Below are 13,814 nucleotides of genomic sequence, written 5' to 3' on the forward strand. Positions count from 1 at the left end.
TATGCATTGCCACGGCCGTATTTATATGATATAATAAACGCGTATTTTCTGAGACGGTTCCGTCTTGTTTCCGGCAGTTCGCCAATTTTTCCAGTGATTAAAATTTATAAAGCGGGGAGGGGGATTAACGGTTTGAATGGGTAAACGTTTCGGATTTCCGCATTTTGTGTATCAAGGCCGGAATGGGGAAATTCGGATAAAATCTGGTTGACAATTGCGGCCAACTATAATATAGTATTATTTATGAAAAAGAACATTTGTTCGCTTTGAGGCGAGGCCTGACTGCAGGCAGAGAGGTGTGTGGAGATGAATAAAGATGAGAAGATGAAAGCCCTTGACGCGGCTTTAACACAGATTGAGAAAGCATATGGAAAAGGCTCTGTTATGAAACTTGGAGATTCCGGAGCCAATATGAATATAGAAACTGTACCGACTGGTTCTTTAAGCCTGGATATTGCGCTGGGACTGGGCGGCGTGCCTAAGGGAAGAGTGATTGAGGTCTACGGACCGGAATCCAGCGGTAAGACAACCGTGGCCCTTCATATGGTGGCGGAAGTCCAGAAGAGAGGCGGCATTGCCGGATTTATCGATGCGGAGCATGCGTTAGATCCTGTTTATGCCAAGAACATTGGCGTTGATATTGACAACTTGTACATCTCCCAGCCGGATAACGGAGAACAGGCGCTGGAGATCACGGAAACCATGGTGCGTTCCGGCGCAGTTGATATCGTGATCGTGGACTCTGTAGCGGCTCTCGTTCCGAAAGCCGAGATCGACGGCGATATGGGAGATTCCCATGTAGGTCTGCAGGCGCGTTTGATGTCACAAGCACTCCGTAAGCTGACCGCTGTGATCAGCAAGTCCAACTGTACGGTTATTTTTATCAACCAGCTTCGTGAAAAAGTTGGCGTTATGTTCGGCAATCCGGAGACGACCACAGGAGGACGCGCGCTGAAGTTTTATTCTTCGGTACGTTTGGATGTGCGCCGTATTGAGACCTTGAAGCAGGGCGGCGAGATGATCGGAAACCGTGTCCGCGTTAAGGTGGTTAAGAATAAGATCGCTCCTCCGTTTAAGGAAGCGGAATTTGATATCATGTTCGGCCAGGGCATTTCCAAGGAAGGCGATGTGCTGGATCTGGCGGCTAAAGAGAACATTATTGAGAAGAGCGGCGCATGGTATGCTTATAACGGCGCTAAGATCGGACAGGGCCGTGAGAATGCCAAGATCTATCTGAGAGAGAATCCGCAGATATGTGAAGAAGTTGAGAATAAGGTGCGCGCGCACTACGGCTTAGGCGGAGCAGTTGAAACTGAGGAAGCCAAACCAGAAAAAGCGGTAAAGGCGGCTTCTAAATCAGAAGAGAAGACGGAAGCATAGGCATGCAGGTTACATCGGTAACACCACTCGATAAAAGAAGATATAAGATATTGCTGGATGAAGAGATTACGATCGCGCTTTATAAAGGCGAAGTGAAGCGCTACCGGATAGAAGCCGGAGGAGAGCTGGAAACGGAAGAATATGAAGAGATTCTCCATGACATTCTGTTTAAAAGGGCCAGAGAGCGGGTAGTATTTCTATTGAAGGCATCAGACAAGACGGAAAAGGAACTGCGGAATAAACTGAAAGAAGGTTATTATCCGCAGGAGGCGATTGATCATGCGATCACCGCTGTAAAAAATTACCATTATATAGATGATGAACGTTATGCCAGACAATATGTGGCAAATGGCGCCTGCAAAAAAAGCAGGCGCCAATTATCTTACGAGCTTCAAAAAAAGGGAATTGACCAGGAGCTGATCGCAGATCTCATGGAGGAATGCCCCATTGAAGAGGACAAGCAGATCCGGGATTTTCTAAGAAAACGCAGGTATCATGCCGGGGAAGCTTCGATGGAAGAGAAGAAAAAGATCATGGCTGCATTGGGGCGGAAAGGCTTTTCTTATGAGTCTATTATAAAAGTGATCGGTGAATTTTGTGATAACGAATATTAAAGGGTGCATTTTGTCTAAGTATGGTGAGTATAGTAGGGATATACTTGACATAATGTATAAAACGGTATAAAATTGTAGTGTTGTATTCTTGTACAATGAAAACTTAATAAGGAGGTGCTCCTGTGTCACAAGTAATAATAGCTGCATTGATTACGATGGTTGTCGTGGCTCCTGTTACCTGGGTACTGGCAACAGCTTATCGCAAGAATGCGTATGAAAGCAAGATTGGCAGTGCTGAGGAAAAGTCTAGAGAAATTATAGATGAAGCATTAAAGACTGCAGAGACAAAGAAGCGTGAAGCTCTCCTGGAGGCAAAAGAGGAATCTTTAAAAACTAAGAATGAGTTAGAAAAAGAAACTAAGGAAAGAAGAGCTGAGCTTCAACGTTATGAACGACGTGTATTGAGCAAAGAAGAGAACCTGGACAAGAAGTCTGAAACAATGGAGAAACGCGAAGCAGGTCTTGCTGCTCGTGAGGAAAACCTGAACAAGAAGAGTGCTGAAGTGGAAACACTCTATCAAAAAGGGATACAGGAACTGGAACGTATTTCCGGTCTAACCTCCGAACAAGCAAAAGAATATCTTTTAAAATCTGTTGAAGAAGATGTAAAACATGACACTGCGAAATTAATTAAGGAACTTGAAAACAAAGCAAAAGAAGAAGCTGATAAGAAGGCAAAGGATTATGTGGTTACAGCCATCCAGAGATGTGCTGCAGATCACGTTGCAGAGACGACAGTTTCCGTTGTGCAGCTCCCGAATGATGAGATGAAGGGTCGTATCATCGGACGAGAGGGACGCAACATACGTACTTTAGAGACCATGACCGGCGTGGAATTGATTATCGACGACACCCCGGAAGCGGTAGTATTATCTGGTTTCGATCCAATTCGAAGAGAAGTTGCAAGGATTGCATTGGAGCGTTTGATTGTAGACGGACGAATTCATCCGGCTAGAATCGAAGAGATGGTAGAGAAGGCACAAAAAGAAGTGGAAACCAATATGAGAGAAGAAGGCGAGGCCGCAACTCTTGAGGTAGGTATTCACGGTATTCATCCTGAGTTAGTTAAGCTGCTTGGTAAGATGAAATTCAGAACAAGCTATGGACAAAACGCATTGAAGCACTCCATCGAAGTTGCCCAGTTATCAGGATTGCTGGCGGCGGAGATCGGCGTGGATGTACGTTTGGCTAAGCGTGCTGGTTTGTTACATGATATTGGTAAATCCATCGATCATGATATGGAAGGTTCCCACATCCAATTAGGTGCGGAACTTTGCAGAAAGTATAAGGAATCTGCGGTGGTAATCAATTCCGTAGAATCACATCATGGCGATGTTGAGCCAGAAAGTTTGATCGCCTGCATCGTTCAGGCAGCGGATACCATATCAGCTGCGAGACCTGGTGCAAGAAGAGAAACACTGGAAACATATACAAACAGATTAAAACAGTTAGAAGATATCACTAATTCCTTTAAAGGCGTGGATAAGTCATTTGCTATTCAGGCAGGCCGGGAAGTTCGTATCATGGTAGTGCCGGAACAGGTAACGGATGATGATATGATACTGCTGGCGAGAGAAGTTTCAAAACGTATTGAAGATTCTCTCGAATATCCAGGTCAAATCAAGGTAAATGTAATTCGTGAATCACGTGTTACCGATTACGCGAAGTAATTGTTCGGAGTGAGATGATAAATGCCCTAACGCCGCAGAAAGTTTAGTACTTATGCGGGGTTAGGGCATTTTTTGTCTTCTGTAATCCGTAAAAACTCCTCAGCCATAGCCTCCGGCGTTTCTTTCGTGCCGTTTTCCAGCCAGCAGAGCATCATGTTATAAAAGGCACCGGAAAAATAGTAAAGTTCATATTTGGATATGGAATTGGCAGGCATGTCGCCGTAGGCGTCGATTTCGCAGTCCGTGATGATATCCAGCAGTGTGACCGACATCTTTGCATGGTGAAAAGCCAGAACGATCGGAGCATTTTCCTGGTAGAAGCGGAATTTATAAAGCATGGCTTCCCGGCTGTGAAAATCCTCATCCTGGTAGGTCTTACCCTCATGATAGCGCTGAGCCATATGCTGAATTCCATAATCGATGAGATCCTCTACCGATTTAAAGTTGCGGTAAAAGGAGGCCCGGGCAACCCCGGATTTCTCAATCAATTCACTGACGGTGATCTTTGACCAGTCTTTGTATCCTGCGAATTCGATCAGTGCAGAAAATAAGCGGTCTTTTACTCTTTTATTGGCGGCTTTTCTTTTATCCATGATACAATTCACCTCATTTTGTCTCAGGTTAGCTCATTGACAACATCATTTGATGTGATACAATATGTATCATAATAATATGATTCAGTTTTGTCAAGAGGAGGACATTATGATTTTATATTTTAGCGGTACTGGTAACAGTCAGTTTGTGGCAATGCAGCTGGCGGAACTCATGGCTGACGATGAAGTGGTTTCGATTAATCGATATTTGAAGGCGGAAAAGAAGGTTACTATCCGGTCAAACCGTCCGCTGGTGTTTGTGGCTCCGACTTATTGCTGGCGCCTGCCTAAGGTTGTGGAACAGTGGATCATGGAAACCAGCTTTGAGGGCAGCCAAGACGCTTATTTTATCCTGACCTGCGGCGGTGATTGTGGAAATGCCGGGGCCTATGCGGAAAAGCTGTGCTTAAAGAAGGGGCTGCGGTTTTGCGGGTTAGATTCTGTGGTCATGCCGGAAAATTATTTGGCGTTGTTCCCAACTCCTGATGAAGCGGAGTGCCGGGTTATTGTGGAACGGGCCATGCCGCGTATCTCTGAGTTTGCAGATCAGATACGGGCAGACAGGTGTTTTGACAAAACGCCTGTATCCTTTAGCGGCAAATTGGAAAGCGGCCCGGTCAATCCGTTGTTCTATTCATTTTTCGTGCATGATAAGGGATTTAAGGTTTCAGAACGCTGCATCTCCTGTGGAAAATGTGCTTACCGCTGCCCTTTGAGTAATATTAAGATGGTGGATGGGAAACCTAAATGGCAGGGAAACTGTACACACTGCATGGCGTGTATCGGTGGCTGCCCCACAGGTGCGATTGCATACAAGGAAAAATCAAAGGAACGCTGTCAATATTATATTATGAATGATTCGCTGTGCTGGGAAAATGGAGGTCAGAAAATTGAAAAATAAGCATACGGTCCAAATTGACACTGAAAAGTGTATTGGATGCGGTCTATGTCAAAAGGATTGCCCGGCAAGCAACATTGTGGTGGAAAATAAAAAGGCCGGAGTCATAGCTCAGGACTGTATCATGTGCGGACACTGTGTTGCGGTCTGTCCCAAGGCTGCCGTTGCCATGACAGGATTTGATTCACAGCCGGAAGAGATCATGAAGCCGGTCAGGTTGGAACCCGGGGAGCTTTTGGCTGCGATTAAGACAAGAAGAAGCATCCGTCAGTTTACGGATCAGCAGATCGCCCCGGAACTCATTGAGCAGATCATCGAAGCAGGCCGTCTGACTCCCACCGGAAAAAATGCTCAGGACGTTTCCTATGTGGTGTTAAAGGATGGAATGGATCAATTTGAAACGTTGGCCGTGCGCTTGTTTCGCCGTTTGCTTCCGATGATGAAACTAGTAAATCCAGTGGCACGGCGAACAGAGATCGATGAACATTTTTTCTTTAAAAATGCTCCGGCTGCAATTATGATCGTGTCGCCGGATAAAATGAACGGCGCACTTGCCGCATCCAATATGGCGCTGATGGCAGAAGCCTGTGGTTTGGGTGTGCTGTACAGCGGCTTTTTTTCTATGGCTGCAATCTGGTCCGGCTCTCTGCGCAGAGCGCTTGGATTGAAGCATGGGGATAAAGTAGTGACAACTTTGGTTCTGGGCTATGCCGGAGTAAGATATCATCGAACCGCGCCAAAAGAGGCGGCTTCTGTCCGTTGGCTTTGAGCTGAGCGGAAGCGGCTTTTGCCGCATTGAAATATCTGTAATCATTAGTTAGAAAATTAAAATAGGAGGAATTAATTATGAAGCTTAGTTATATTACATTTATGGTCCGTGATATGAAAAAAACAGTGGATTTCTATGAAAAAGTGGCAGGTCTTCACGTAATAAGGCAATTTAATCCGGGCAAGGGAGAAATCACATTTATGGCAAATTCAGCAGATGAGATAATGCTGGAATTTATTCAGTTTGAGAACGTGGAGAAAGTGTCTGTTAAAGGCATGGTTATGAGTTTTAAAGCGGAAGAGGATCTGGAATGTCTGAGAGAACGAACCATAGAATTGGGCTGTGATCCTACCGACATAATCGAAGAAGGACCAAAACCGAAATATTTCCGGGTGAATGATCCGGATGGAATGGTTATAGAGTTCAGCGTTTAAGGAATATACTGCAGATTTGCAGAAAAGCCGCCAATGTCCGGTTAAACGGCAATCGGGAATGATGGCGGAAAAGGAGAATTACCAAATGAAAAAAATAATCCGCAGCCTATGTATCTCAATGGCAGCTGTGATGTTCCTGGCTGCATGCGGTTCGGCTTCTTCGGCGGATACTGTAAAGGAAACTGCTGCCTCTGAGACGGACAGCGCTGTGACATTGCCGGATACTTTAGTCAATTCCTATTATTCCGGCCAAAGTGATCCGGCATGTGAGTATTTTAAACATTCCAGGATACAGAAATTCTTTGCGATGTGGGTGGAAGAAGAGACGGACGATTTTACAAATCCTGTGAGCAATTTTGAGAGTTTTACTGAAATCAGTGTGCGGGATTACGATTTGTCGGTGTTAAATCCGGATAAACCGCTATATTACTGCACGTTTTCCGATGGTGCAGACAGGTATGGATATGTGATTGTGGAATATAATGGAGGCGATCCCAGTATAATAAACTGGGGAGTGACGGAAACTACGCCGTGCCTTTATGATTTGAGGGCAAATGAAAAAGAGATTGCCGCCGCTCTTATAGAGACAGATATTGATCTTTCCACGGCAAAAGCTTCCCGCGTTTATTTGTACGATAAGGATCAGAAAATGAATGATCAGGCGATTCTTTTTACAGATGAGAAAGGCGATAATTATATCTGCTATTTGGGGGAGGAAAATTTTTGCGTTGAAAAATGGTAATTGAGCTGCGGACGGGCAGAAACAATCTGAATCTATAGAAAATACCACTGGGATGAAGCACGGTGGTATTTTTTATAGCTGCACCTAAGCCGGGCCGAGCAAGTTCTCGTGTTGCTCTCGGATTTGTGGTAGAATAAAAAAACAGAACAATAAATCGGTGTTTGTAAACGGAAAGAGGAATTGGACATTATGAATATAGAAAACAGTATTCTGGCTGCAAAGCAAGGATTTGAAAATAGTTTTTCTTCGGGGGATTTTTACAATAAGCAGACACAGGATGAACATCATTTGAAAAACATTCTTGATTTTTTGCCATTTAAAGCGGATATGAAAATTTTAGATTTAGGTACAGGAAGTGGCTATTTGTCTTTTCCTATTGCAAAAAAATATCCAAAGATATCTATAATTGGACTGGATATTGTTGAAAAGGCATTAGAAGTCAATCGTTTAAAGGCAAGAGAAGAAAATGTCCAAAATATTAGTTTTATAACTTATGATGGTGTTAATTTTCCATTTGCTGATAATGAGTTTGACATGGTTATTTCAAGATATGCGTTACATCACTTCCCCGATATACAAAAAAGTATTTCTGAGATTAGCCGCGTTATTAAATCAGATGGCTTCTTGTTTATTTCAGACCCTGCACCTAATGTCAATGATACCAGCCGATTTGTTGACGGATACATGCAGCTAAAAAAAGATGGTCATATTAAGTTTTATACAAAAGACGAATGGTTACAAATATGCGGAAAGTATGGGCTGCGATTCGAGAAATCTTTTGATAGCATCATTCGGTTTCCAAAGAAAAAAGATACAGCTTATGGATTTGATGAATTATTAAAGAAACATGATAAAGAGATTATTGAAAGTTATGAACTTGAAGTAGTGGGAAATGAAATATATATAACTGAATGTGTTAATAATATTTTATTTTGCAAACGATAAATTCCGGTTTGATGAACTGATCCGGCTTCGTCTTATTGATAAAAGGCGTACTTGCATAGCTGGGGAAACAGCAAAGCCCGCCGAGCCAGTCTTTCGCCCTTCCTTCTTTTTTCTTACAATTCTCTTGCAGATTGCGCATCCGGGGAAAATTACATTGACACGTCAACTTTTCCGTAATACAGTTATAATATAACTAAAATTGAGGGAGTGGAGAATATGATTAGATTGAAAAAAGTACTGGCAATCCTTCTGACCGGAGGCTTACTTGCAGGGATGACAGCAGTGCCGGCAATCGCGGCTAACAGACAGAAAATTAAGTCGGTATCATTAACCATAAAGTCTGAGATTCAGGTAGGAGATGAGATTCGGTCGGATGGACTGGAGATCGAAACCAGCAGTGCAAAGTACACAATCGGTGATTATGAATTCAATAATTCCGGTTTCGAGTGGTTTGAAGATGATATTCCGGAGGCCAAGGTTTATCTGCATGCCGCAGAGGGATATTATTTTGCACTCACCAGAGCCAGCGATGTGAAGCTGACAGGCGCGTCCTATGTAAAGGCAGTAAAAGAAGATTCTTCAGAAACCCTTGTTCTGACCGTAAAACTGCCTTCATTGGCGGAGAACGTTGGGGAGATTCAGTCGGCCGGCTGGTCCGGCACCACTCTGGCATCCTGGGCGGAAGCGACAGGGGCCGGAAGTTATGAAGTCAGGATTTACAGAGACGGCAATCCGGTTGGAGGAAGCAAGAAGGCGGACAGCAATACATTTGACTTTATAGCGAGCATGGGAAGGCCCGGCAAATATGAATACAAAGTCCGTCCTGTGAACAAGATCAAAACAGATAAAAAAGGGGAGTGGATAACATCCTCCTCCGTTACGATTGATTCGGCTGTAGCAGAACAGATCAGAAATGCGAACGCAGCAGGAACTACGCTTGGCGTTAATTCCGGAGAGTGGATTCAGGATTCTACCGGCTGGTGGTACCGCAACTCAGACGGAAGCTATACAAAGAACAACTGGCAGAAGATCGGTGAAGAATGGTTCTTCTTCGGCGATAACGGTTATATGAAGACCGGCTGGATTGAATGGAACGGAGCGTGGTATTACTGTGATGCCACAAGAGGCAATATGCTGGTGAACACCCAGACACCGGACGGATTTACTGTAAATGCGGACGGAGTTATGGTTCAGTAATATAGGGAGCGGATAAAAGAAAAAGCCGTATATGACAAAACAGAAGGACAATGGAGGTAACACAATGGCTGTAATCGGTTTCATCGGCATGGGCAACATGGGCTATGCGATCATGAAAGGTTTATTAAAGGTTTATTCCAAGGAAGACATTTTATTTACGGATGTGAATAAGGCCAGAATGGAACAGGTTGGTGAAGAGACTGGAGTCCGGTACGTGGAGAGCAATGGGGAATGTGCCAATCAGGTGAAATATCTGGTGCTGGCGGTAAAACCGCAGTACTATGACGGCGTTCTGGATCAGATCAGGAATATCGTGACGCGGGAGCATGTGATCATCTCAATTGCGCCGGGAATTTCCATCGAACAGCTGAAGAAAAAATTAGGGGTTGAGAAGAGGATTGTGCGCGCTATGCCCAATACTCCGGCCTTGTTGGGCGAAGGAATGACAGGCGTGTGTTATGATGCAGCTCTGTTTGATGAAGAAGAGCGGGAGACGATCAGCACATTTTTCCAGTCTTTTGGTAAGATGAAGATCGTGGAGGAGCGTTTAATCAATGCTGTGGTCTGCGTCAGCGGAAGCTCGCCCGCCTATGTTTATATGTTCATTGAAGCGCTGGCCGACAGCGCGGTAAAATACGGCCTGCCAAGAGACGCCGCTTATGAGATGGCGGCCCAGACTCTCATCGGCAGCGCGAAGATGGTGTTGGAAACAGGCGAGCACCCAGGCCTTTTAAAGGACCGGGTATGCTCTCCGGGAGGAACTACCATTGCTGGGGTGGCCGCTCTTGAGGAATACGGATTCCGCAATGCGGTGATGAAAGCAACGGATGCCTGCTATGATAAGTGCACCAACATCAAATAAAGGAGAAACAGAATTATGACACAGCCGGTAGTACGTTTAAACCGTGAATTGAAATATCAGGGAACCATTCTTAAAATTTATGAAGATACCGTTTTGGCAAACGGACATGAAGCTCATTGGGATTTTATCCATCACAATGGGGCGGCGGCCGTTGTGCCGGTGACAAAGGACGGAAAGATACTCATGGTCCGCCAATACCGCAATGCGCTGGACCGTCAGACGCTGGAGATTCCGGCAGGGGCTTTGGACTGGCCGGAGGAACCCAAGATCAACTGCGCTTACCGGGAACTGGAAGAGGAAACCGGGTTTAAAACAGAAAAGCTGGAGTATCTGATCAGCGTGAATACCACGGTGGCATTTTGCGACGAAGCGATCGATATCTTTGTGGCAAAAGACCTGATTCCATCCAAACAGAATCTGGATGAGGACGAATGCATTGAAGTGGAGGCGTGGGAAGTAAAGGATCTGGAAGAACTGATCTACAGCGGGAAGATTACAGATGGAAAAACCATAGCCGCCATCATGGCGTATGCGAGAAAATACTCTGTTTAAAACGGGGAAACGTCATAATACGGGACAATGGTTCATAGATTGAGATAAAGAATAGTTTGGACCGGTGTTCATGTTAAAACGGATTACTTACTGGGATTGGCTGCTGATCTGGTTTATAGCGGGTACGGCCTGCGGAACACTGTTAATCAATGTGTGGAAGCCGCAGTTTGCCGGAACGCCCCAGATGCTCAGCAGTTTACTGCTGGATATGACTGCCGGACCCGGCGGTCAGGATAAAACGAATCTCATGCTATATGTGGCCAGGCAGAGGCTGGGGCGCACCATTTTGATCGTACTGGTATCTGTTACCTCCTGGTCTGTGCCCGGATTTTACTTTTTGGCATTTTACGGCGGGCTGTCGGGCAGCATGATCTTATCCATGATCACCTGTCAGAAGGGGCTTATGGGTCTGGTCTGTTATCTGGCCACCTTATTTCCGCAGTACTTATTTTATCTGCTGATCTGGTTTATTTTGGCCGGCTGGGCATCCAAACAGTCTCATCATGTGCGCATGAGTGCAGTTTTGGGAATCGGCGTACTTTTGCTGGCGGGAATCTGCCTTGAGACGCTGGTAAATCCGGTTATTATGAATTTTTTCTGCTAAAATTAAAAAAAAGTTAAAAATATTTAAAATTTTTTTTTACAACATATTGGGAGCTGGAAAAGTCTGGCTGCCAATATGTTGTATTTTTTATGTAAAGTAAGCGGAAAATGACCTGTAAGTGGGAAAATAGCGTTTGATTTTATGGAAAATACTATATATAATGTAAGGCAAAGCCCTTTTTTGGGCCTAATTATGGGACTTGTGGAGCAGGGGTATAGAGATGAAAATGGAGATAAAAAACTTTATTGAATATATGAAGGAGGTTAAGCAGATCTCCAGGAATACGGAACTTTCCTATCAGAGAGATTTGCTGCAGCTTGTTGCCTTTATGGAGGATAAGGGGATAACAGAGGTGGACAAGGTGACAAAGACCAGCCTGAATTCCTATATCCTGTATATGGAAAAAGAGGGCAAGGCGACCACTACCATTTCCAGAGTACTGGCATCCATCAAATCATTTTTTAATTATGAATTCAAAATGGGGAATATTAAGCGTGATCCGGCGGAGCTGTTAAAGGCACCTAAAATCGAGAAAAAGGCGCCTGTCATTCTCAGTGTGGACGAAGTGAGCTGTCTGTTAGGCCAGCCGGCGGGACATGGGCCCAAGGAAATCCGGGACAAGGCGATGTTAGAGCTTCTTTATGCCACGGGAATCAGGGTGTCGGAACTGATTCATCTGAAGGTGGCTGATGTGAACCTTTCGGTGGGATTTATCGTGTGCCGGGACGGCAGCAAGGAGAGGACGATTCCATTTGGCAAAGTGGCAAGGCAGTCGCTCTGCGATTATATGAATTATGCAAGAGATGCGCTGTTAAAGGGAGAGGAGTCGGAATGGCTGTTCACCAATTGCAGCGGCAAGGCCATGAGCAGACAGGGATTTTGGAAGATCATAAAGTTTTACGGGGATAAGGCAGGAATTCAGGCCGATATTACCCCTCATACGTTAAGGCATTCTTTCGCCGCACATCTGATTCGCGGAGGAGCTGATATTAAAGCTGTCCAGGCGATGCTTGGCCATTCCGATATGGCAACAACTCAGATGTACACCATGTATTCTCAGAATGAAACCATGAGAGAAGCATATGCCGGAGCACATCCGAGACGGTAAGAAGACGAGGTTTGGGGAAGAGTATGAGAAGAGCGGACAGGGAAGTAACCGATTTTAACAGGATAATAGGGATTTTAGACCAGTGCAAGGTCTGCAGAGTGGGATTAAATGACGACGGTGAAGTTTATATTGTTCCTATGAATTTTGGATATTCGCTGGAAGATGAGAACTTGACTTTGTATTTCCACTGTGCCAAGGAAGGCAGACGGATGGATATCTTAAAGACTAACTCTGTGGTTGGATTTGAGATGGACTGCAATCATAATCTGGTGGAAGGGGATGTGGCGTGCCGGTACAGCTTTAAGTATGCCAGTATTATCGGAACCGGAGATGCCTGTTTCATAGAGGATTCCAATGAGAAGATGAAAGGATTTCATATCATCATGAAACACCAGACCGGGTTGGATTTTGAGTTTAACGAGCAGATGGTGGCTCCGGTGACCATGTTTAAGGTGAAGGTGCGGAACTATTGCTGCAAAGAACAAAAATAGATAAAATAGAAAAAGACCAGCGCAGGAATCAGTAAGAAGCGCCGGTCTTTTTTTAGTTCATAGAAAAGGGGGCTTTACGAAAGGTTATTCAAAAAGACCTTCTGTTGATTTGCCGCTTTTACCGCTGGTGCCGGTGACTCTGGGCCATCGGTTTGTTTCAATAATTGTAGTTCCATTTATATTGCCTAAATGTGAATAAAAATGGCGGTACTGCGATAGGATTAACCCCAATCGGTTGGATACACATCCGTTTGGCACTTCATACAGCTGTTCATCTGTAAGTGAATCGATATAGGACATGATCTTTTCTTTCACTTTTGCAAGATAAGCGGAAAGCTGTTCTCTTGATAGGGTTTTCTCACTTGGAATATCCAAAGAATTTAAATTTGGCACATGAAAATCCGGTTCGGTATATTCATTTGGGTTGATGAACCATTGGTCACAGGAATGGAGCATATGATATACGTGTTTCCATATGGGTATATCGCAAAGAATGTAATCGAGATTGCAGGTTTTAAGCATAATTTCGGCGTTTGTAAACAACACTTCCGTTTGTTTTCTGATATTGCCGACTAATTCATTTCTCACCATAATTCCCCCCTATGTAAAATACAAAGTTCTTTGGTTATTGTCTCTGCTTACAGTTACATTTTATCACATTTCTACAGACCCTTATAGGGTGTTTAATCAATAAAGAAGCTGCGACAGGTAGAAAAATCTGTGCAAATGTGAAATATTAAAAAAACACCTGAAAAAGGAAAAATCCTTGTAACCACCTTATTTTTTAAATATTTTTTTGAAAATTTGCAAGCAAAATTCATAAAATTTTGCAAAAAGAAATCCCTTGTGAAAAGAAAGTGAAAGAAATTTGAAAAGAAAAAAGAGAAAATTGTAACGTTTGGATATAATGCACAAAAGCCAGGGGTTGAATTGTTGGTTTTTACAATTGATGAAA

Annotated in this window: 16 protein-coding genes; 14 read left to right on the forward strand and 2 right to left on the reverse strand. The window is 44.1% G+C overall.

Going from position 1 to position 13,814, the window contains the following annotated elements:
• Positions 1-306 precede the first annotated feature (306 nt).
• The 3 genes from recA (at position 307) to rny (ending at position 3,664) form a co-directional block, all read left to right on the forward strand.
• Entirely contained in the window at positions 307-1,380 is a 1,074-nt protein-coding gene (gene recA / locus C0033_RS23430; protein WP_103230262.1) for a recombinase RecA, read from the forward strand.
• Positions 1,381-1,382: 2 nt separating this feature from the next.
• Positions 1,383-1,994, forward strand: a complete 612-nt coding sequence (locus C0033_RS23435) for a regulatory protein RecX (protein WP_103230263.1) — start codon at positions 1,383-1,385, stop codon at positions 1,992-1,994.
• A 155-nt stretch (positions 1,995-2,149) separates the two neighbouring features.
• Positions 2,150-3,664 carry a ribonuclease Y gene (gene rny, locus C0033_RS23440; protein ID WP_347501214.1) on the forward strand — a complete coding sequence of 505 codons (1,515 nt, stop codon included), beginning with the start codon at positions 2,150-2,152 and terminating at the stop codon, positions 3,662-3,664.
• Between the two features lie 50 nt (positions 3,665-3,714).
• On the opposite strand, the gene C0033_RS23445 is transcribed toward rny, so the two are convergent.
• A complete protein-coding gene (locus C0033_RS23445; RefSeq protein WP_103230265.1) occupies positions 3,715-4,257 on the reverse strand; it encodes a TetR/AcrR family transcriptional regulator in 543 nt (180 codons plus the stop codon).
• Between the two features lie 109 nt (positions 4,258-4,366).
• On the opposite strand from C0033_RS23445, the gene C0033_RS23450 reads away from it, so the two are divergent.
• From C0033_RS23450 to C0033_RS23500, 11 genes are all read left to right on the forward strand, one after another.
• A complete protein-coding gene (locus C0033_RS23450; RefSeq protein WP_103230266.1) occupies positions 4,367-5,158 on the forward strand; it encodes an EFR1 family ferrodoxin in 792 nt (263 codons plus the stop codon).
• Entirely contained in the window at positions 5,148-5,924 is a 777-nt protein-coding gene (locus C0033_RS23455) for a nitroreductase family protein (protein WP_103230267.1), read from the forward strand. Before C0033_RS23450 ends, C0033_RS23455 begins: the two co-directional genes overlap by 11 nt.
• A gap of 77 nt (positions 5,925-6,001) precedes the next feature.
• Positions 6,002-6,358, forward strand: coding sequence for a VOC family protein (locus tag C0033_RS23460; protein ID WP_103230268.1), 357 nt, complete (start codon positions 6,002-6,004; stop codon positions 6,356-6,358).
• 85 nt (positions 6,359-6,443) lie between these two features.
• Positions 6,444-7,100, forward strand: coding sequence for a hypothetical protein (locus C0033_RS23465; RefSeq protein ID WP_103230269.1), 657 nt, complete (start codon positions 6,444-6,446; stop codon positions 7,098-7,100).
• A 189-nt stretch (positions 7,101-7,289) separates the two neighbouring features.
• Complete coding sequence (locus tag C0033_RS23470) at positions 7,290-8,045, forward strand: class I SAM-dependent methyltransferase (RefSeq protein WP_103230270.1); 756 nt, start codon at positions 7,290-7,292, stop codon at positions 8,043-8,045.
• Between the two features lie 216 nt (positions 8,046-8,261).
• Positions 8,262-9,242 (forward strand): cell wall-binding protein, encoded by a 981-nt coding sequence (locus tag C0033_RS23475; protein ID WP_242984581.1) that lies wholly within the window; start codon positions 8,262-8,264, stop codon positions 9,240-9,242.
• 64 nt (positions 9,243-9,306) lie between these two features.
• Positions 9,307-10,104, forward strand: a complete 798-nt coding sequence (gene proC, locus C0033_RS23480) for a pyrroline-5-carboxylate reductase (protein WP_103230271.1) — start codon at positions 9,307-9,309, stop codon at positions 10,102-10,104.
• Positions 10,105-10,119: 15 nt separating this feature from the next.
• Entirely contained in the window at positions 10,120-10,656 is a 537-nt protein-coding gene (locus C0033_RS23485) for an NUDIX hydrolase (protein ID WP_103230272.1), read from the forward strand.
• A 70-nt stretch (positions 10,657-10,726) separates the two neighbouring features.
• A complete protein-coding gene (locus C0033_RS23490) occupies positions 10,727-11,260 on the forward strand; it encodes a stage II sporulation protein M (RefSeq protein WP_103230273.1) in 534 nt (177 codons plus the stop codon).
• A gap of 220 nt (positions 11,261-11,480) precedes the next feature.
• Positions 11,481-12,368, forward strand: a complete 888-nt coding sequence (locus C0033_RS23495) for a site-specific tyrosine recombinase (protein WP_103230274.1) — start codon at positions 11,481-11,483, stop codon at positions 12,366-12,368.
• 23 nt (positions 12,369-12,391) lie between these two features.
• On the forward strand, positions 12,392-12,859 hold the full coding sequence (locus C0033_RS23500) for a pyridoxamine 5'-phosphate oxidase family protein (protein ID WP_103230275.1): 468 nt from the start codon (positions 12,392-12,394) through the stop codon (positions 12,857-12,859).
• An 84-nt stretch (positions 12,860-12,943) separates the two neighbouring features.
• Here C0033_RS23500 and C0033_RS23505 read toward each other — a convergent pair whose 3' ends face one another.
• Entirely contained in the window at positions 12,944-13,450 is a 507-nt protein-coding gene (locus tag C0033_RS23505; RefSeq protein ID WP_242984582.1) for a hypothetical protein, read from the reverse strand.
• Between the last annotated feature and the right edge of the window lie 364 nt (positions 13,451-13,814).

The organism is Clostridium sp. chh4-2, from assembly GCF_002899675.1.
Lineage (GTDB): Bacteria > Bacillota > Clostridia > Lachnospirales > Lachnospiraceae > CHH4-2.